Origin of the sequence: Plantactinospora sp. BC1 (genome assembly GCF_003030345.1) — a bacterium.
Lineage (GTDB): Bacteria > Actinomycetota > Actinomycetes > Mycobacteriales > Micromonosporaceae > Plantactinospora.
In genome coordinates this window covers 5,520,668-5,540,524 of the sequence record NZ_CP028158.1, presented here as the reverse complement: position 1 = coordinate 5,540,524, position 19,857 = coordinate 5,520,668, and the positions used below count along the sequence as shown (strand labels likewise).

The 19,857-nt window shown below is 73.9% G+C and carries 15 protein-coding genes; 2 read left to right on the top strand and 13 right to left on the bottom strand.

The genetic code is table 11. From position 1 onward, the window contains the following. Nucleotides 1-58: 58 nt before the first annotated feature. The 13 genes from C6361_RS24160 to C6361_RS24100 are packed head-to-tail and all read right to left on the bottom strand — an operon-like array spanning nucleotide 59 to nucleotide 16,324. Nucleotides 59-811 (bottom strand): SDR family NAD(P)-dependent oxidoreductase, encoded by a 753-nt coding sequence (locus C6361_RS24160; RefSeq protein ID WP_107269109.1) that lies wholly within the window; start codon nucleotides 809-811, stop codon nucleotides 59-61. Then, the gene (locus C6361_RS24155; protein ID WP_234358972.1) at nucleotides 795-2,132 is read right to left on the bottom strand and encodes a cytochrome P450; all 1,338 of its coding nucleotides are present in this window, start codon (nucleotides 2,130-2,132) and stop codon (nucleotides 795-797) included. The genes C6361_RS24160 and C6361_RS24155 overlap by 17 nt, the downstream gene beginning before the upstream one ends. Then, nucleotides 2,125-2,868: a 4'-phosphopantetheinyl transferase superfamily protein gene (locus C6361_RS24150; protein ID WP_107269108.1), complete on the bottom strand. Its 744-nt coding sequence runs from the start codon at nucleotides 2,866-2,868 to the stop codon at nucleotides 2,125-2,127. The genes C6361_RS24155 and C6361_RS24150 overlap by 8 nt, the downstream gene beginning before the upstream one ends. Further along, complete coding sequence (locus C6361_RS24145; protein WP_159079458.1) at nucleotides 2,868-3,842, bottom strand: hypothetical protein; 975 nt, start codon at nucleotides 3,840-3,842, stop codon at nucleotides 2,868-2,870. Before C6361_RS24145 ends, C6361_RS24150 begins: the two co-directional genes overlap by 1 nt. 7 nt (nucleotides 3,843-3,849) lie before the next feature. Then, the gene (locus tag C6361_RS24140) at nucleotides 3,850-4,131 is read right to left on the bottom strand and encodes an acyl carrier protein (RefSeq protein ID WP_107263435.1); all 282 of its coding nucleotides are present in this window, start codon (nucleotides 4,129-4,131) and stop codon (nucleotides 3,850-3,852) included. After that, on the bottom strand, nucleotides 4,128-5,429 hold the full coding sequence (gene lysA, locus C6361_RS24135; RefSeq protein ID WP_107269106.1) for a diaminopimelate decarboxylase: 1,302 nt from the start codon (nucleotides 5,427-5,429) through the stop codon (nucleotides 4,128-4,130). Before lysA ends, C6361_RS24140 begins: the two co-directional genes overlap by 4 nt. After that, on the bottom strand, nucleotides 5,426-6,838 hold the full coding sequence (locus C6361_RS24130; RefSeq protein ID WP_234358971.1) for an ATP-grasp domain-containing protein: 1,413 nt from the start codon (nucleotides 6,836-6,838) through the stop codon (nucleotides 5,426-5,428). Before C6361_RS24130 ends, lysA begins: the two co-directional genes overlap by 4 nt. A gap of 19 nt (nucleotides 6,839-6,857) precedes the next feature. After that, a complete protein-coding gene (locus C6361_RS24125; RefSeq protein WP_107263432.1) occupies nucleotides 6,858-7,790 on the bottom strand; it encodes a ketoacyl-ACP synthase III family protein in 933 nt (310 codons plus the stop codon). After that, the gene (locus C6361_RS24120; RefSeq protein WP_199853066.1) at nucleotides 7,787-8,065 is read right to left on the bottom strand and encodes an acyl carrier protein; all 279 of its coding nucleotides are present in this window, start codon (nucleotides 8,063-8,065) and stop codon (nucleotides 7,787-7,789) included. The genes C6361_RS24125 and C6361_RS24120 overlap by 4 nt, the downstream gene beginning before the upstream one ends. 26 nt (nucleotides 8,066-8,091) lie before the next feature. Beyond that, nucleotides 8,092-9,807 (bottom strand): acyl-CoA dehydrogenase, encoded by a 1,716-nt coding sequence (locus tag C6361_RS24115; RefSeq protein WP_107269104.1) that lies wholly within the window; start codon nucleotides 9,805-9,807, stop codon nucleotides 8,092-8,094. Next, entirely contained in the window at nucleotides 9,804-11,537 is a 1,734-nt protein-coding gene (locus C6361_RS39045) for an acyl-CoA dehydrogenase family protein (protein ID WP_107269103.1), read from the bottom strand. Before C6361_RS39045 ends, C6361_RS24115 begins: the two co-directional genes overlap by 4 nt. Then, entirely contained in the window at nucleotides 11,534-13,369 is a 1,836-nt protein-coding gene (locus C6361_RS24105) for a fatty acyl-AMP ligase (protein WP_107269102.1), read from the bottom strand. Before C6361_RS24105 ends, C6361_RS39045 begins: the two co-directional genes overlap by 4 nt. A gap of 39 nt (nucleotides 13,370-13,408) precedes the next feature. Next, nucleotides 13,409-16,324, bottom strand: a complete 2,916-nt coding sequence (locus C6361_RS24100; RefSeq protein ID WP_107269101.1) for an AMP-binding protein — start codon at nucleotides 16,322-16,324, stop codon at nucleotides 13,409-13,411. Between the two features lie 558 nt (nucleotides 16,325-16,882). On the opposite strand from C6361_RS24100, the gene C6361_RS24095 reads away from it, so the two are divergent. Both C6361_RS24095 and C6361_RS24090 read left to right on the top strand, forming a co-directional pair. Further along, a complete protein-coding gene (locus C6361_RS24095) occupies nucleotides 16,883-18,880 on the top strand; it encodes a condensation domain-containing protein (RefSeq protein WP_107269100.1) in 1,998 nt (665 codons plus the stop codon). Next, nucleotides 18,877-19,848: a GIY-YIG nuclease family protein gene (locus C6361_RS24090; RefSeq protein ID WP_159079457.1), complete on the top strand. Its 972-nt coding sequence runs from the start codon at nucleotides 18,877-18,879 to the stop codon at nucleotides 19,846-19,848. Before C6361_RS24095 ends, C6361_RS24090 begins: the two co-directional genes overlap by 4 nt. The last annotated feature ends 9 nt before the right edge of the window (nucleotides 19,849-19,857 follow it).

Sequence of the window (19,857 nt, the reverse complement as noted above, 5' to 3'; positions counted from 1 at the left end):
GGCATCCTCGGTCGGTGGGCTGCGGGAGGGGTGCGGCGGGTCGCCGGGCCGTACCGGCTCAGCGGGCCTGGTAGCCGCCGTCGACGTAGAGTTCGGAACCGGTCATGAACGAGGCGTCGTCGCTGGCCAGGAAGGCGACGCAGGCGGCCACCTCGGCGGGTCGGCCCAGCCGGCCCAGCGGGGTGAGCGCGACCATCCCGGCCTCGGCGTCGGTACCCCGGACGAAGTCCAGCAGCGGCGTGTCGATGAACCCGGGGTGTACGGAGTTGACCCGCACCCCGTGCTCCGCCCAGCGCAGCGCCAGGTTCTTCGTCAGCACCTGGACCGCGCCCTTGCTGGCGTGGTAGGCCGGCGAGGTACCGAAGCCGCCCGAGGCGCCGAAGATGGAACTCACGTTGACCACCACACCGTGGCCGGAGACCTTCAACGCCGGTGCGGCGGCCTTCAGCCCCAGGAAGACCCCGGTCTGGTTCACCGCGATCGTCCGCTCGTACTCGTGCAGGGTGGTCTCCTCGATCCCGGCGAGGTCCAGCACACCGGCGTTGTTCACCAGGATGTCGAGCCCGCCGAAGAGGTCGACGGCCCGGCCGACGGCGGCCTGCCAGGAGGACTCGGCGGTGACGTCGTGGTGCCGGAAGGCCGCCCTGCCGCCGCTGTCGCGGATCGCGGCGGCGACGGCCTCCCCCGGCTCGTCGTGGACGTCGGTGACCAGCACCGCGGCGCCCTCGTCGGCCAGCCGCAGCGCGGTGGCCCGGCCGATCCCGCCGGCCGCGCCCGTCACCAACGCCACCCGGTCAACGAGTCGGGCCACCGGTGCTCCCCTCCGCTGCTCCGCCGGTCGCCGCCCGCTCCGGCCGGGCGGCCGCCCCGGCGCTCCCCGGGCTCGACGCCGACCGGGCGCGGCGTCCACGCACGGCGACGGGCAGCCGGAGGAAGCCGCGGATCGTCGCGCTCCGGCGCCGGCTGACCCGGCCGGCGGGGACGAGGTCCAGCCGCTCGGCGATGGTCGCCAGCGCCACCTCGCCCTCCAGCCGGGCGAGCGAGGCCCCCAGGCAGTAGTGGATGCCGCTGGAGAAGGCCAGGTGGTCGGTGACCTGCCCACGGGTGATGTCGAACCGGTCCGGGTGCGGGTACACCTCCGGGTCGCGGTTGGCGGCACCGAGCAGGGTGATGACCCAGTCGTTCGGGCGTACCACGGCACCGGCGACCTCGATCTCCTCGTGGGCGACCCGCGCCGCGCGCTGCACCGGGGCGTCGTAGCGCAGTGTCTCCTCGACGACGGCGGCGGCCAGCGACGGGTCCGCGCGGAGCAGCGCCCACTGCTCCGGATGGTCGAGCAGCGCGTGCACGGCGTTGCCGATCAGGTTCACGGTCGTCTCGAAGCCGGCGATGAGCAGCAGGGTGCACATCGCGAGCAGCTCGGCGGAGCTGATCTCCTCCTCGGCCGCGACGAGCCTGCTGACCAGGTCGTCGCCCGGCTCGCGGCGACGCCGCGCCACGAGGCCGGTGAAGATGGCGTCGACCTCGGCCCTCGCCGCCACCAGACCCCGGAGCTGGCGTACCGAGCGGACGCCGTCCAGGGCGCCGCCGATCGCGAGTCCGTAGCGGGCGAAGGCGGCCTCGTCGACCCCCGTGACGCCGAGGAGGTCGGCGATCACGGTGATCGGCAGGGGTGCGGCGATCGCGGTGACGAGATCGAAGCTGCCACGGCCGGCGGCCCGCTCGACGAGCCGGGCGGCGGTCTCCTCGATCCGGGGACGGTACCCGGCCACCCGCCGCTGGCTGAAGTCCGGTGCCGCGAGCCGGCGCAGCCGGGTGTGCTCCGGCGGGTCCCGGTCCACGAACGACAGGTCGGTCGGGCTGGTGCCGACCGTGGCACCGAGCCCCTGCACCCCGAACCGGCGGTCCCGCAGCACCTGGTTGCAGACCCGGTGACCGGTCGCCGCCCAGTTGCCCAGACAGGTCGGGACGATCGGCCCCACCGCCCGCATCCGGTCGTAGAGGCGGTAGGGCTCGACCCGCCCGGGGCGGGTCTCCAGCAGGGCCATCGGGTCGCGCCGGGCGAAGCCGTGGTAGGCGATCTCCGCCCGCCGTCGGTACAGCCGCAGCGCGAATGTCGCGGAGTCAACCACTCTGCCCAAGGCTCCCCCAATCCGACGACCTCGGCACCCGCACGGTCTCCCGCCAGGCCACCCGGCACGGTTCGTCGCCGCGTACCGCCACCGCCGCCGTACCCGGCAGTGGCGGGTGCAGGTCGGTGACCCACCAGGGCCCGGGCAGGCCGGCCGGTCCACCCGGTACGACGGTGCCGCTGGTCGGTGCCGCCGTACCCGTGCGGTCGACCCGCAGCCGGAGCCCGTGCCGCAGCCGTGCGCCGTCCGCCTTGACACAGGCCTCCTTGCGGGTCCACATCCGCAGGAATCTCCGTCGCCGGTCGGCCGGGTCCGGTACCAGCAGCGCGTCGACCTCGTCCGGGGCGAAGAACCGCCGCGCGAACGCCTCCGGCGACCGGGGGCGGGGGCCGTCGGCGACGTCCACCCCCACCGGGCGGTACGCCGTCACCGCCAGCAGCGCCACGTCACCGTGGTGCGAGACGTTGTGTTCCAGCCCGTCCAGCCGGGGCTTGCCGTGCCGGCCGCGCCGCAGTACGACCAGGTGCGGGGCGCGGTCGAGGTAGCCGCCGAGCACGCTCCGGGTCAGTCCGTGCGCGACGACGAAACGCCGCCGGAGTGCCCCGGCCAGGCGGGCGGCCCGCTCCCGCTCGGCGGCGTCGAGCAGCCCGGTCAGCCGCCGGACGTCGTCGGCACCCGCCGTCAGGTCGAGCGCCCACAGGTCGACCTGATCCCCGTCGCAGCCGAGCGGGCCCATCAGCGGTCCCGCCCGCCGGGTCCGGTGGTCGCGGGGAGGTCCACCGCGGCGAGCGACAGGTGGCGCAGCCGGGACTCGTACTCGACGAGGACGAGCCGGCCCGGCGCCCCGGTACCGGGCGGGTCGCCGCCGCCCGGGGTCGCGGTCGACCGGGTGGCCTCGGAGAGGTACGCCCAGCCCGACGTGCAGAGCAGGCCCGCCGGTCCCGCCACCACCGGCACGTCGAGCCCGGTCAACTGCCCCGGCGGCACCCCCGCACCGGCCACCACGCGTACCGGCCCCGGCTGCGTGGTCAGGGCCGGAAGTCGGGCCCGCAGGACCTCGCCGACCTGCCCCGGGTCGACCCCGGCATGCTGCTGGAGCAGTAGCCCGCCGTCGGGCCGGGCGGGCACCCGGTCCAGGACCAGCGCCACCCCGAGGTCCCGGCTCGGCAGGTCCGCGCGATCGTCGACCTCCCACGGCACGGTGCTCTGGTCCAGCACCAGCACCAGGGCGCGACGCAGCGGCACGCTGTCGAGGTACGCCCCGGCGACCCGCAGCGCGCTGAACGGCGCGACCCGCCCCTGGTCGCAGAGGGTGAAGGCGACCGGCGTGCCGGGGGCGGCGTCAACCAGCGAGCAGGCCGGGGACGTCCCGGGATTGAGTTCGGGCACGGCATGGCAGAGCACGATCAGGTCGACCGAGGGCCACTCCGGGCCGATGCCGCCGACGAGGTCGTGGGCCATCGTGCTGAACGAGGTGCCGGCGCCGGCCCGCAGCGCCTCGGGTCGGAAGGTACCGTCCCGACTCGCCACGAGATCGCGCAGATACCGCTCGACCGCGGGCTGCACACCGGTGTCGGCACCGGTGTCGGCACCGCCGTCGGTATCGCCGTCCGGCCCGAAGGCGCGGTGCCGGGCCGAGACGAGCCGCAGCGGCAGCCGGACGGTGGGGTCGGCCCGGACGGCCCGGGCCAGCGGTGGCGCGGCGGTCACCAGCACGCTAGCCGTCCAGCTGGCACCGCACGTAGCCGGCCAGGGCCCGTACGCTGGTGAAGTGGTGTTGTTCGAGGGTGTCCATGTCGAACTCCACACCCGAGTCGGCCTCGATCTCCATCAGCAGTTCGAGGGCACTCGTCGAGTCCAGGCCGAGGTCGTCGAAGAGCCGGGAGTCCGGCCCGATCTCCGCCGGGTCCCGGTCGAGCACCTGGGCGATGGCCCGGCGCACCAGGTCGAGAAGCTCCTCACCCGGCTCGACGTACGAGGTCGAGATACTGTGCGTCATCCTGGTACTCCCTGGTCGGACCCGGCGCTGGCCGGTTCGGTGTACAGAACTTGCGGGTTCAGCAGGTCGTCCACGGTGTCCCGGCGGCGGACGAGATGGGCCCGGCCGGCGTCCACCAGTACCTCGGCCGGATGGCCGTGGCTGAGGAAGAGCACCGGTGACGCGGACGGCCCGTACGCGCCGGACCGGAGGACCCCGACGAGGTCGCCCACCCGTACCGGCGGCAGCCGCACCGCCTTGCCGAGGGTGTCGTTCGGCGTGCAGAGCGGCCCGGTGACGTGCCAGGACTCCGAGGCCGGCTCCTTGACCCGGTTGAGCAGGGCCAGCGGATAGTTGCGCTTGACGAAGGAACCGATCCCCACCGCCGCCATGTGGTGGTTGGTCCCGCCGTCCACGATCGCGAAGTTCTCGCCCATCGACGACTTCACGTAGTTGACCCTGGTCAGGTAGACGCCGGCCGGTGCGGTGAGATATCTGCCGACCTCCAGCAGCACCCTGGTCCGGGGGTGTCGCCGGACGAAGTCCCCGACCACCGGGTTGAGCAGCCCGGCGAGCACGGCCAGGTCGAGGTCGTTCTCGCCGTCGAAGTAGGCGACCCCGAGCCCACCGCCGACGTCGACGACCTCCAACGGGAAGCCGCAGTGCCGGCTGACCCGCTCGGCCAGCTCGAAGATCCGACGGGTGTTCTCGACCACCACCTGCTCGTTGAGGATCCGGGTACCGACGTACACCTGGATTCCGATCACCCGGATCCCGGGCCTGCGCAGCCGGCCGGGGTCACCGTCGCAGAGTTGGCTCTCGTCGATGCCGAACTGACGCGGCCGGCCGCCCATGGTGAGTCCGGAGCCCTTCACCGAGAAGCGGGGGTTCACCCGCAGCATCACCGGCGCGACGACACCGTGCGCCCGGGCCCGCCGGTCGATCAGCTCCAGCTCGCCGTACGACTCGCAGACGATCGCCCCGACGCCACCGCGTACGCAGGCGTCCACCTCCTCGGCGGTCTTGCCCGGCCCGAGGAAGATCACGTCCGGCGCGGCGACGCCGGCCCGGTCCGCCGTGGCCAGCTCGGCCAGCGACGACACCTCCGCCCTGGCGCCGAGCGAGCGGAGTAGCGCGCAGACCGAGACGTTCGGGTTCGCCTTGAGCGAGTAGAAGATCTCCAGGGCGGGGTGCAGGGCGGCGCGGAGTTCGGTGAACCGTCGGCGGAGTTCGGCGCCGTCGTACAGGTAGACCGGCGTGCCGAACCGCTCCGCCAGCTCGCTGACGGTGAACCCCTGGATCTCGAACTCGGTACTCATCCGGTCACCTCCGTCAGGGTGCGCAGCCGCCGGCCGACCTCGGCGTCGAGGGCGCCGAGCCGGTCCGCCGAGTCGGCCACCAGCAGCGTGTAGAGCCGGCCGTCGAAGGTCTCCGCCCCGGGCCGCCCGGCGGCGGCGTTCACCGTCGCGAAGGTGGTCACCAGCACGCCGGTACCGCCGGCACCGGGAAGCAGCAGGTCGTCGAGCCGGTCGTGGAACGTCTTGAACGGCACCCGGGTACGCAGCCGCACCGGGTAGTGCCGGGCCATGGCCCGCTGCCCCGGTGCCAGCAACAGCTCCTGCACCCGGGCCTGGTACGTCGACATGTTGTGCCGGGCGTTGATCTCGATCACCGGGAGGATCCGGCCGTCGTCGCCGACCATCGCGTCGATCCCGACCACCCCCCGGTAGCCCTCCCCCGCCAGCCGCCGCCCGATCAGCTCGCCCGCGTCCCGCAGCTGGCCCTGCTCCGCCGGGCTGAGCCGGGCCGGGAAGCGGTGCCCCTGGTGCACGCCCCCCTCGGTGATCGCCTCCTTGACGAAGTCGAAGTGGACGGTGCCGGTACGCCCGACGGTCACCTGGTAGTTCAGGTCGGTACGCTTGCCGACCCACTCCTCGACGACCAGCGCCAACCGGTCGTCGCCGCTGCGTTCCGCCCGCCGTCGCAGCATGCGGTCGAGCTGGTCGAGCCGGGCCCCGTCCCGGAGCACCAGGATGCCCCGGCCGGAGACCCCGAAGGCGTCCTTGACGGCGACGGTTCCGCCGGCCGCCAGGATCTGCCGGGCCCGTCCGGCCGCCGCCGCCCACTCGGCGAGCGTCTCGCTGGTCCAGCCGGCCGGCTGGGGCAGGCCGAGTTCGTCGGCGAGCCGACGGCTGTAGATCTTGCTGTTCACCCGCTTGCAGAGCGTCGCCGGGCCGCCCGCGACGGGCAGGTCGCCGGCCCGGGCGAGCCGCTCCTCCAGCACCGAGACGCCGTGCGGCAACAGCTGCGCGCCGGTCGCGGCCAGCGCCCGCAGCCGGGCCAGCACCGGCTCGTCGTCGAGCACGTCCGCGGTGACGACCCGCTCGGGATCCTGCCGCTCCGGACAGAGCAGACCGGGCAGCGGCACGCCGAGCGCGGAGAGATAGCCGAGGAAGTCGGGGTCGGGCGCCTCCTTGAGTACGACGTGGTCGTCCGGGCCGGCCAGCAGCAGCGCGAACTCGTCCATCCGGTTCACCACCGCGCCGGCCGTGCTGAACCCGGCCCTCGGCAGGCCGTACTCGCCCTCGGCCCAGTACTGCTCGACCTCGAAGTTCCCCACCACGACGAACGGCGTCCGGCGCTCCCCGACCAGGGACGCCTTCAGCCGGCCCAGGAAGTCTTCACCCGACCTCGGGAGGTCGTCGCTCGACCGATGCACGTCAATCACGTGAGCCCGCACCACCGTTTCAGTGTTCGAAGACCATTGCGGAAAATGTGGCGCCGAGACCGACGGAGGCCATCAGGTAGCGGTCCCCGGGCCGGAGGCGTCCCGTCTCGACGGCGGTGGTGTAGTTGATGAACGGATCGGCGGAGTAGCAGTGCCCGAGACTCGGCACGTTCGCCAGCAGCACCCGCTCCTCCGGGAACCCGAGGTGTCGGCAGACCCGCGCCCAGGAGTAGCGGTTGACGTTGTGCGGCAGTACCAGGTCGAGGTCGGGCAACCCCAGCCCGGCCTCGTGCAGCGCGGCCAGGATGACCTCGGCCAGGTACTCGAAGTACCGGAGCCGGAACTCGTCGGCCAGCTCTCCGGTCAGGTACAGCCCACTGTGGAACTGCCCGTAGGTGCGGGTGGCGTACGACAGCATCCGGTCGCTGGGCCCGCCGTGCCGGACGAGCACCGCGGCCGAGCCCTCCCCCATCACCGACGTCTCCGGGATGAGCTGTACGCCCGGGGTGAATGCCTTCTCCCCGGCGAAGACCAGCGCCAGCCCGTCGGGGTCGCCGTCCTCGGCGAGCAGCCGACCGGCCAGGTCGACCGCGAGCAGCCCGGAGGCGCAACCGTGCTGGGTCACCGTGAACGCCGTCGCGTGGCCGAGCCGCAGTGCGTCGCAGACCTCCCGCAGGGCGGAGACCGGGTACGGCTCCACCGCCTCGATCGTGCGGGCCTGCACCACGTACCGCACCCGGTCCTCGGCGCCGCGCAGGGCGTCGAGCTTTCCGGCCGCCGCGAGCATCAGGTCGGCCAGCGTGCCGGTCGGGTGCAGGCAGACCTCGCCGAGCCCGTAGAACCGCCGGAACACCCGGAGCTGCCGGTCGTCGATGCCCAGCCACCGCGCCAGGTCGCCGATCGGTGCCCGCGTCGACGGCGTGAACGCCGACACCGCCGCCAGCGCGGTCACGGCGGACCCTCGCCCCGGCCGACCACGGTCGACAGGTGTGCGACCAGCGCGTCGACGCTGGGGTGGTCCCAGACCAGCGTCGGTTCCAGCCGGACGTGCAGGTGGTCCTCGAGGTCCGCGCAGAGCGAGAGGGCCAGTACCGAGTGCAGGCCGTAGTCCGCGAGCGACCGGGCCGGGTCGACCTGGGCGGGTCCGCACTCCAGATAGCTGGCGACCCGCTCGATCAGCCAGGCGCGGAGGGTCTCGGTCTCGTCACCGGTGGCAAAGCTGGTCACTGCGCTCCCTCGGTTCTCTGCTGTGGTCATGCCCGCAACGGCCGGTTGGCCAGGTCGAACGAACGTCCGTCGGCGAACCGGGCGGCCAGTTCGGCGTAGAGCAGCGGGCGGCGGGCCGCGACCGGCGCCGGATCGGCCGCGACCGGCAGCCCGGCGTCGCGGGCCAGCCGGTGCAGGGCCACCACCAGCCAGCCGGGATCGCCGAGAAACGCGTCGTCCCGCTCGTGCGCCCAGACGTTGAGACACGCGGCCGCCGCGAGCACGGTGGCGTAGCGCGCCGCCAGCGCCAACGCCTCGGGACGGGCGCCGGGGCCGAGGTCAGCCGGGCGGAGCTGGCCGCACTGCGCCGCCACGTCGGCCAGTTCCGCGCCGAACGCCTCGGTGAGCCGGCGCAGTGCCGGGTCACCGGAGTCGGCCACCGCCTCCCGGACCCGGGCGAGTGCCCCGGCGAGGGTGTCCCGGCCCCCGGTCCGAACGGTCAGCCGGTCGAAGGAGAGCGGCGGCAGCGGGGCAGCGCGCCGGTACAGCTGCTCGGGTACCGCCGGTGGCTCCCGGACCCAGGCCCGGCGGGCCAGGATCGGCAGCTGCGGCAGCATCGTCATCAGGCAGGCGACCCGGGCGGCGTGGCCGAACCCGGCCGGCGGTACGTCGCGGAGCAGCTTCTGGAAGATCCCGTACTCACCGTCCCGGACGTAGAAGTGGGCCCCGAGCAGCAGGGAGAGCCGGTTCATCGCGTCGATCGCCCGCCCGCCGACGAAGAACTTGGACGCCGACGCCGCCACGCTCGTCTCCTCGGGTACGAGGTGGATCGCCCGGGCGGTCACCAGCCCCATCGCGTCGGCGACGAGCAGGTCGGTGAAGACGTCCACCAGCGTGGCGCGCACGGTGGGCAGGGCGTCCACGGTCCGGCCGTAGAGCGTGCGGCCGGTGGCGAACCGCAGCGCCGTCCGGATCGCGGTGTCGAGGGCGCCGATGAGCATCGCCGGCAGGCAGGCCCGGGTGATCTGGAACGAGCGGAGCGCCACCTCGACGCCGTGCCCGGCGGGGCCGAGTACCGCCGTCTCGTCGACCGGGCAGTCGCGGAACTCCATGCCGCCGAGCTGCACCCCGCGCATCCCGACGCTGGGGTACCGGCCCAGGTCCTTCATGGTGTCCGGCGGCACCACCGCCCGGTCCACCAGTACCTGCGACAGGCTCCGGCTGCCGGGCTCGGTCGCCGTCCGGGCGAGCAGCACCAGCGCGCTGGCCCGGGCGACGTTCGTCACGATCTCCTTGCGGCCGTTGACCAGCAGCCGGCCGTTGCCGTCGGGGAGCGCGGTCAGCTCGATCCGGGAGAAGTCGTTGCCGTGTTCGAGTTCGTGATAGACCGAGGCGACCCGGTGGTTGCCGAGCAGCAGCTCCGCCACCCGCCGGCACTGGTCGGGCCGGCCCGCCGCCCAGACGTTCGCACCGGCGATGAACGAACTCAGCCCGTACCCGAGGGCGAGGCCGGGGTCGCGGCGGCAGACGACCCGGGTCAGCTCGATCAGCTCGTCCAGCCGGGCCAGCCGGCCGCCGTGGGCCGTCGGGACGAACTCGGCGTTGAACCCGTACTCGTCGAGGATCCGCTCGCCCTCGACGCAGGTCTCCGCCCGCTCGTCGGCCCGCAGCACGGTGGCGTGCGGAAGCGCCGACTCCGGCGCCCACGGGTCGCCGAAGCGCTCCTCCAGCGCCTCGACCCGGGACCTCCCGTTCCCCGTCATGCCAGCTCGCCTTCCACGTCGGTGACGGTGAGCAGGGTCGGCAGGCCGGCGTGCCGGATCGCCCCGGCCAGCTCGTCGAAGACCGCACCGGCCGGTGCCGGCGGGCGGTGCCCGAGCCGGGACAGCGCGAACGTCAGGGCGGCGCGCAGCCACCGCGCCTCGTGCCACCAGTCCCCGGCGTCGTCGTCCCGCCGGTCCGCCCGGCTCGTCCGATTGGCCAGCCAGACCTGGATCGCCGCCGCGGCGGCGAAGCACCACTCGTACCGCTCGACCAGCTCGAACGCCTCCGCCGAGTGGCCGTACACCCGCTGCCGCTGCCCGGCCATCTCCTCGTGCAACCGGTCGGCGAGCCGGACCAGGGCGGTACCGAGCGGCCGCAGCGGCTCGTCGAGTTCGGCGACGGCGGCCGGCAGCGACTGCACCACCGAACATCCGGTACGCGAGGTGAGCAGCAGCTCGCCGATCTCGCCCAGCCCGGGGCGCAACGTCGCCGCCGTTCGCAGCGACTCGGACTCGACGGTGCCCGCTCGCCACGCCTGGACCAGTACCGGGAAGTGGTTCGCCACCGCGCTGCGGTTGACGGCGGTGTTCCCGTCGAAGATGCCGACGATCCGGTGGTCCCGCTCCAGCTTCGCGAAGGCGCCGTGCGCGTAGATGTTGGTCATGAAGGCCCGGGCCCCGAGCAACTCGGCGCAGCCGGCGACGAGTTCGTCCACCACGGTCGGGACGAATGCCTTGACCAGCGACGACACCACCGGCATCTCCCCGGTCGCGGTGTGCGTCAACCGGGCCGCCAGGATGCTCGCCGACTCGGCCAGGAAGGCCCGGGCACAGAGCTGGCCCAGGGTGCGCCGCACGTGCGGCATGTCGATCAGCAGGTGCTCGTAGAGCCGGCGCCGGGTCAGGAAGTCCCAGGTGAGCCGCAGTGCGTGGTCGGCCGCGCCGAGCGACAGGCCGGTGCAGACCACCCGGGTCAGTTGCAGCGCACGCAGTACCGTCTCCAGTCCGGTGCCGGGCCGCCCGATCAGGGCGTCCGGCCCGACGGGTGCCGCGACCAGCTCGATGCCGCTGATGTCCGCGCCCCGGATGCCGTGGGTGGGGACCTTCGGCAGGCAGCGGAAGCTCCCGTCCGGCAGCCGCCGCTTGTCGACCAGCAGCACGCTCAGCCCGCGCGGGTCGCGCTGCGCACCCGTGCGGGCGAGGACGCAGACCAGCTCGCCCCGGGTCGCGTTGTTGACCGGGCGCTTCCGGCCGGTCAACCGGAAGCCCTCCGGGGTGGCCTCGGCGGTCATCTCGGTGGCCATCAGGTCGCTGCCGTGGCCCGGCTCGGTCAGCCCCCAGGCGACCGGCGCCCCGGCGAGCACCCGGCCGGCGAGTCGCCGGCACTGCTCCGGATCGCCGCCGACCCAGACGCTGGCCGCGCCGAGGAACGTCTTCGCGTGCGCCACCGCCACCGTCAGGTCGCGCCGGCTCATCGCCCGGACCAGGTGCACGAGTTCGTCATGGTCGCGCCAGGCGCCGCCGTACCGGGCCGGTACGTAGTGCGCCGGCACCGCCAGGCCGTCGAGCCACCGACAGGCGTCGACCGGGAAGGCCTCCCGCTCGTCCAGCGCGGTGGCGGTGGCCCGGGAGAACCGGCCGGCGTCGTCGGCGAAGGCGCCGAGTTCCGCCACGATGCCGGCCACCCCGGGGTACAGCGGGGCGGCGCGGGTCGGCACCGGTGCGCTCATCCCACCGCTCCGCCCGCCGGGGCCGCCGCCACGGGTTCCGCCGGATACCTGGTGCCGACCTCGCAGCGCCGGGCCAGGGTGGTGAGGTTCGCCGCGACGGGTCGTACCGCACCGTCCAGGAACAGTTGCCGGGCCCGGTGGCGCTGGACCTTTCCGCTCGTGGTGCGCGGGATCGTCCGGGGCGGTACCAGCACGACGCTGACGGCGGCGCCGAAGGCCCGGGACAGGTGCAGTTGGAGGGCGTCGGCGAGGCGGCGCGGGGCCTCGTCGGCACGGTCGCCGTCGACCTTGCCGGGCCGGTACTCGTGCAACAGGACCACCTCCTCGTGCGGCACCGGGATCGTGAACGCGGCGCCGACGAGCCCGACCAGCGACTCGTGGTACGCCCGGGCCTCGGCCTCGATGTCCTGCGGGTAGAGGTTGCGGCCGAAGACCACCAGCACTTCCTTGATCCGTCCGGTCACGTACAGCTCGTCGCCGTGCAGTACGCCGAGGTCGCCGGTGCGCAGGAAGCCGGACTCCCCGTCGGCCGTCACCGCCGCGAACGTCTCCGCAGTGGCCTCGGGGGCCGCCCAGTACCCCTCCGCGACGCTCGGGCCGCGCACCCAGATCTCGCCGACGGTCCGTTCCGGCAACACCTCCCGGGTCTGCGGGTCGACGATCCGCACCTCCGGCCCGGCCGCCTGGCCACTGCCGACGAGCCGGGGCAGGTACCCCCCGGCGTCGGGCCGGGCGTCGACGAGCGGGCGCAGCACGTGCCGGGTGAGCGGCTCCGCCTCCACCGGGATCACCGTGGGCCGGTTGCGGTGCCACTCCAGGCTCACCGCGAGGGTGGCCTCGGCGAGGCCGTAACCGGGGCAGACGGTCTCCGGGCGGAGCCCGGCGGCGGCGAAACGCCGGGTGAACTGCTCGACGGTGTGCGCCTGCACCGGCTCCGAGCCGTTGATCGCCACCGTCCAGCGCGACAGGTCGAGCTGCCGGATCTCCTCGTCGGAGACCCGGGCGACGCACATGTCGTAGCCGAAGTTCGGCGCCGCCGACATGTAGAGCCGGTACCGGTCGATCAGGGTCAGCCAGGCGCCGGGCCGGCGCAGGAACGACGTCGGGGACATCAGCACGCTGGTGCCGCCGGAGAAGAGCGGGGTGACGACGTGGCCGACGAGCCCCATGTCGTGGAACATCGGCAACCAGCCGCCGATCGACACCGGTCCGGTGATCCCGAGCATCGCCAGGAACATCCGGGAGTGCTGCGCCAGGTTCCGTTGGCTGACCATCGTGCCGCGCGGCGCCGCCGTCGAACCCGAGGTGTACTGGAGGAAGGAGAGCGCCTCGGCGCGGGGCTCGTCCGGGGACGGGTCGGCGAGGTCGCGCCCCGTCGGTTCCCGGTCCTCGGTCTCGGCGTCGGTCGTGACGACGGGCAGCCGCGTCCCGACCGCCTCCATCCAGCCGTGCACCTCGGACGCCCGGGAGTCGGTCGTCAACACGGCGGCGCTGGTGCTGTTCCGCATGATGCCGAGCAGCCGCTGCCGCCGATAGGGATGCCGGTCCGGCTCCGGGGCCGGTACGGCGACCAGCCCCGCGTACTGGCAGGCGACGAAGGCCACCACGAACTCCAGCCCCGACGGATAGAGCAGCAGCATCCGGGAACCGGGCCGGTACTCCGCGCGCAGCCGCGCCGCCAGCCTGGTCGCGGCGGCGTGGAGTTGCCCGTAGCTGAGCCGGGACTCGGCGTCCGGCGAGCGCGGATCCTCGGTGAAGACCACCGCCGGGTGCTGTGGCCGGTCCCGGACATGGCGCAGCAGTTGGCCGGTGAACGTCTCGGCCAGCTCCATCACGGCTCCTCCAATCCTCGGGCGCTCCCTCGACGTGGCTCACGCATCGAGAATCGACCGCACGGTCGCCGAGACCAGGTCCCGGCAGTCCTCCGCCGAGAGCAGGTGCACTCCGGCGCGCAACTCGACGGTCAGGGTGGACTCCGAGACCGCCAGGTGGAAGTTCGTGCCCAGGCAGGGCCGGTCCAGGGTGTGCACGGCGACGGTCGGGAAGGCGTCCGCCGTGGCCGGTACGAGTCGCGGGTCGTCGACCGCCGCCGCCTGCATGACGTTCACCCCCGGCGGCGTGACGACGTAGCCGTGCTCACCGACCTGGGCCGGGGTCATCCGCTCGGTGAGCTCGTCGTGGTCGCAGTACCCGTACGCCTGCGCCCGGACCAGTGCGGACCAGGCGCGGCCGACCACGGCGTGCAGCGAGTCGTGCGGGCGTACCTCGACGACGCAGAGTCCCGCCTGCGCGAGCGCGCAGACCGAGTGCTTGACGCCGGGCAGGTGCCGGTTCGGCACCAGCAGCATCATCGGGACCCGGGCACAGCCGAGGAACCGGGCCAGCGAGATCGCCACCGCGCCCAGCAGCACCGCGCCGCGCCCTCGGCCCCGGGCGATCGTGTCCAGGTGGTCTCCGCCGACGTCGGCCGTGGTCCGCGCGACGTGCAGGGCGTCGGCCGGCCGCTCGGCACCACCCCGGGTCATGGTCGAGATCACCTTTGCCATCTCGTCGGCGTGCCGCTGCCAGTACGCGATCGTCCTGGCGCTGGTCGCGACGCCCTGGGGTGACGCCTCGTACTCCGCGATCTCCACGGCGTGCCGGCCGACCGGCGGCAGGGTCGGCTCGCCGCCGGCCAGGTAGGCCCGGACGGCGGTCCCGAGTTCGGTGCAGAGGAGGTTGAAGCCGTAGAGGTCCGTCGCGATGTGGTGCACCGCCACGCCCAGCCAGGTCCCGCCCGGGGCGGATCCGGCGAGCGCGGCTCGGATCGGCCAGCCGGCCTCGATGTCGATGTCGCCGGCCAGCCAGCTCTCGCACCCGGTCCGGCCGTCGAACTCCCGGAACTCCCAGCGCGCGCCGTCGGCGGACCACACCTGCTGGCACGGTTGCCCGTCGTGCACGAAGAAGGTGCTGCGCAACGACGAGTGCCGGGTGACGGCGAGGGTTACGGCCCGGCGGGCCAGCTCCGGTCCGACCCCGTCGGGTATCCGGATCATCCGCCGGAAGAGCAGGGTCGGTGCTCTGCGTCCGGGCGGCAGCTGTTGCTGGTGCCAGCTCCAGCGCTGGCCCCAGCAGAGCCCGGCCCGGGAGACGACGCCCTCCGTCGGGAAGGTCCCCGGCGGAGGGGGCGACACCGGGTGCGCGGTGCCCGCCGTCGGTTCCGGAAGGAGGGCGCGCAGTCGTCGCCGGTCCGTCTTGCCGGCGACGTTCCTCGGCAGCGCGGTGACGGTGACGACCCGGATCCGTCCGGCGTCGGCGCCGAACCGGTCCGCCAGCAGCTCGGCCAGGGTCGCGGGAAGGCCGTCGGGCTCCGACCCGGTCCCGGCGACCTCCGGTACGGCGTTCGCCCGGTCCGGCCCGGCCGGGACCACCGCGGCCACCAGCAGCGGCTCCCGACCGGCGTCGGAGTCGGCGGACGCGACCACCATCGCCGCCGCGTCGTCGACCTCGGGCTCGGCCGCCAGTACCGCTTCGACCTGGCGAGCGGTCACCGGCCCGCCGGGCAGCGTCAGCATGTCGTCGGCCCGGCCGGCGAGGAGGAGGCGTCCGGAGTCGTCGACCAGACCGAGGTCGTCGGTGCGGACCCAGCCGTCGACGAAGACGCCGGGCCGGCCGTCGCCGTCGCAGTAGCCGAGCGAACTGGGCAACCCGGGACGCAGCCAGATCCGTCCCACCGATCCGACATCCGCCGGCGCTCCGGCGGCGTCGGTGATCCGGACCTCGGTGCCGAAGATGGGGCTTCCGACGGGTACGAGTCCGCCGGCCGGGTACCGGGGCTCCGCCGCGTCGTCGGCGGACTCCCGCAGCGGCGGATAGCGCTGCCAGACCTGCCCCCGCCCGGCCTCCGCCACCGAGTAGACGTTGGTCACGGCCGCCCGGGGGAAGCGGGTCCGCAGCGAGCGGATCGTCGCGCTGTCGGAGAAGTCGGAGGTCAGGTAGATGGAGAGGACGGCCTCCACGGCGTCCCGGTCCGGCCTCGGCACGGTGCCGTCGAGCAGCGCCCGCGCGCTGGTGGCCGCGAGCAGCAGGTCGGCCGGCCGGTACCGGTTCAGCAGCCCGACGAGCGCCGCCGGCTCCCCGGGCCGACTCCGTACCCCCGGATAGCGCAACAGGGTGCGGACCAGGCGGCCCAACGCGTCCCCGGTGTCCGGCGGGAACTCGTGCAGGTGCGGCCGCCGCGCCGGGGCACCGGCCCAGCCGGTGAGCCAGCTGAGCAGGTCGGAGTGGGTCCAGCGGACCGCCGCCGGCCGATCGGTCGTGCCGAGGGTGTAGGTGATCGCCCCGCCGGGCGGAGTCCGCCCGGTGCCCGACTGCCGAATCTCGGCACTGCTCCGAATCTCGGCGCTGGTCGGGGAGCCGTCGAAGCGGAGGGTCTCCGGGACGGCTCGGCCCGTCCCGGACGCTGCGGTCTCGCTGTCGACCACCACCAGGCCGACCCGGTGCCGCTCGACGGCGCGCTCCACGTCGCCGTCGGAGAACCGCCCGGACATCGGCAGCAGGAAGCGGCCGGACCGGATCGCGGCGAAGAGGGCGACCGCGCCGAGCGCGTCGGACCGCTCGCCGAGACGTGCGACGACGGTGCCCCCGACGGGGGTACGCGCACTGATCAGGCCGGCCAGGACATCCGCCTGACGGTCCCACTCCGCGTAGCTGAGGGTGGAACCGTCCCGGCCGATCAGCGCGACCTCGTCACCGGCGGTGCTCGCGCAGATCTCCAGGGCGGCGCTCAGGGTCTCCGGCGTGTCCATCACGGTTCCCCGCCGTCATTACGGCATCCGGGCCGCCGCGCGGAATGTGGCGACAGACTCCGCGACCCGACTCCCCGACATTCACCAGTCGGCATTCTCCGAACGGCCCCTAGCCCCCGCAATGGCCACCCCCGTGACGCACGCAACGACGTACACGAAAACGTGTCAGGAATTCGCTGCCGTGATGGTAGGAAGACCTCCGGTCCGTACTCCTGTCCGATGTACTCGCCGCCTCATGCTACCGACGCCCGGTGTGCGGGCAAGAGCACCTTTGTACGCCGCACCCCGGCTGTGCCGAATGCCCACGGCAGCGCGGTCGGGACCGTACGGCCCTGCTGCGCTAGCCTCGGAGAAATGACCGCCGCCGATGTCGTACGCGCTGGTGAGCTGCGCCGACGACGTCCGGCCGCGCCCGGTCGGCGACGGCACGTCGGTGCTGCCGCCCCGCCGGACCGACTGCGGCGTGCCGGCTGACCGGCACGCGGCGAGGCGTCTCGGTACGGATCGCCGGCCCCGTCCGCGACCCGGCCGACGGCCACGACAGGAGAAGGGTACGAGATGACGGGTGTCCGCACCGGTCCCCTGACCTGGGGGCAGCACATCTTCTGGTTCTACAACCATCCGTGGCGGGAAAAGAGTCACCGGCCACCGGAGTTCAGCCGGAGTCTGGAGATTCCCGAGGGCACCACCGTGTCCGCGCTCCAGGATGCGCTCAACAGGTGCGTACAGAAATTCGAATCCCTTCGCACGACATATTCCCGACCGGACACCGACCCGCCACGGCAGCACGTGCTGGCGTCGTACGAGGCACCGGTGCTGAGCTTCGAGGAGGCGCGCCGCACCGAGTTCTCCATCCTCGACCGGCCGGCCGTCCGGGTTGCGGTGCCGGACACGCACGGTGCGGTCGGCAAGGCCTATCTGGTGGTGAACCAGGTGGACCTCGACTGGCTCTCCTTCGCCATCGTGAAGCGGTTCGTCGAGTGTGACCTGGCGCGCGGCCGGCGGGGGCCGGCACCCGAGTTCAACGCCGACTTCCACAACATCGACCTGGCCCGGTGGGAATCCGGGCAGGTCGCGCAGAGTACGCGTCGGATCGCGTGGATGCGGGACCTCCGCCGCCGGATACCGCGCAACGTCATGCCGGTCCGCCGGGACGGGTATCCGGCGGGCGACGAGGGACGCCGGGTCGTCGCGGAGGCGCTGGTACCGGAGATCCTGCCCCGGGTCGAGGCGCTGGCCCGCGCCTGCCGGGTCACCGTGCCGACCGTCGTGCACGCGGTCATCGGGCTGCTGCTGGCCGGCTGGCTGCGCCGGGACGACGTGTACCTCTACTCCGAGGTGGCGAACCGCTGGCAGCCGGAGACCCTGCACATGGTCGGCCGGGCAGCCACCGTGGTCATCTGCGAGGTCCGGGCGGACCCGGCGCAGACCGCGCGACGGCTGCTGGTGGAGACGCACAAGGCCCTGTTGAAGGCGTACTGGAACAGCCAGCGCGACTTCGGCGCGTGGCGGATGGACGGGATCAGGGAGGATGCCGAGTTCGGCAGCAGCTTCGCGCTCCCCGTCGTGGTCGACTACGCCGACGGGCTCGGCGGGCGCCCGGAACCCGGTCAGCACCTCGACCGGGAGACGGTACGGGTGGAGACCCGCGACGGCGGCGCCAACGAGGCGAACTTCCACCTGACCCCGCTGGGGACGGGCCTGCGGATCGAACTGACCGCCGACACGTCCGCCTTCTCGCCCGAGGAGGCGGCCACCGCGCTGCGGCTGCTGGCGCAGCTGCTGCGTACCGTCAGCGGCCAGCCGGAGACGCCGGTGGCCGACCTCCTCCGGCTGGTCACCCTCGGGCCGCCGCGCGGGGTCGAGGGCTTGGCCCGGCTCGGCGAGTCACGGTTCGACGCCGACCTGATCCGGCGGCGGATAGCCGAGTTCCCCGGCGTCGAGCGGGCCGAGGTCTTCGTCGACGGCCTGGCCGGCTCGCCCGTCCGGGCGCACCTGGCCGGCGCCGCCGTCGACCTGACCGGGCTGCACGAACACATGATGCTGGCCGCCGCCGGCAGCCCACTGATCCACCTGCCCACCTCCTACCGGCTGGTCCGGACCGCCCCGGACGGGACGGCGGGCGAGGCCGGCTGGCTCGCCCGGGAGGCCACCGCGCAGCTGTGCCCGCGCGACGGGTACCGGCCGACGGTCGAGGACGACGAGCGGATCCGCGCGCTCGTGCGGGTCTTCGAGAGCCGGCATCCCGGCTCGGCCTGCGACCCGGCCCGGTGTTACGCCCAGGCCGGCGGTGAGTACCTGCTGGTCCCGTCGATGATGGTCGGGCTGCGGGAGGCCGGATTCGAGGGCGCCGAACCGGCCGACTTCATCAGCCTGGCCTCGCTCGCGGCGGTCGCCCGGAAACTGCGCCGCAGCCCGGGCGCGGCGGCCGACGGTGACGGCGGGTCGGGCGCATCCGTCGTTCAACCGGGTGGCCCGCCCAGTTGCACACCCGGCCGCCGGACCGATCCGGCCGGTGGGGTGCCCGGTATGGTGGCGGCGGGCGGGTCGGTGTGAGCACGCCGGCCCGGGCCGCCCGTGCCGAGGAGGTCGAGCCGACGAAGCCGCCTGCCAGCGCCCCGCCCCGGGCCGCCATCTCCCGCCTGCCGGACACCCCCGGCGTCTACCGGTTCCGCGACGGCCGTAACCGGGTGCTCTACATCGGACGGGCGGTCAACCTCCGGCGTCGGGTCGCCTCGTACTGGTCCGACCTCCGGGACCGCGCCCACCTGAGCACGATGGTCGGTCGGATCGCCCGGATCGAGGCGGTGAGCTGCGCCTCCGAGCACGAGGCCGCCTGGCTGGAACGCAACCTGCTCGAAGCGCACCTGCCGGCCGCCAACCGCACCCGGGGCGGACAGGAGGTTCCGGTCCACCTGCGGCTGGACCCGGGACCCGAGACCCCCGGGCTCAGGGTCGTGCACCACCCCGGGCCGGCGTCGCAGGTCCGGCACTTCGGTCCCTACCTCGGCGGCACCCGGGTACGGCTGGCCGCCTCCGCGCTGCACCGGGTGCTGCCGCTGGCGTACGCCGGCACCGGCATCACCGGCCTCGACCTCGACCTCGCCGGCAAGCTGGGCATCGACCCGAGCCACCGGGCCCGGCTGGTCGACGCGCTGGTCGCCGTGCTGTCCCGGGAACCGGCCGCGGTGCGGGACGCCCACGACCGGCTCTGCCAACGGCGGGACGACGCCGCCGGCCGGCTCGCGTTCGAGCTGGCCGGCCGGTTGCAGGCCGAGATCGAGGCCGTGGAGTGGATCACCTGCACCCAGCGGGTCACCCTGGCCCGACCGGACGACCTCGACGCGTACGGGTGGGCCGACGACCTGCTGGTGCGGTTCCAGGTCCGGGCCGGACGGCTCTGCGGCTGGAGCCAGCGGTCGTGCACCCTGGAGAGGGCCCGCCGGTACCTCGACGCCACCCCGCCCGACTGGGCCGAGTTCGCCGGCGGCACCGCCGAACTGGCCGCCCGGCTGGCCCGGTAACCGGCTCCG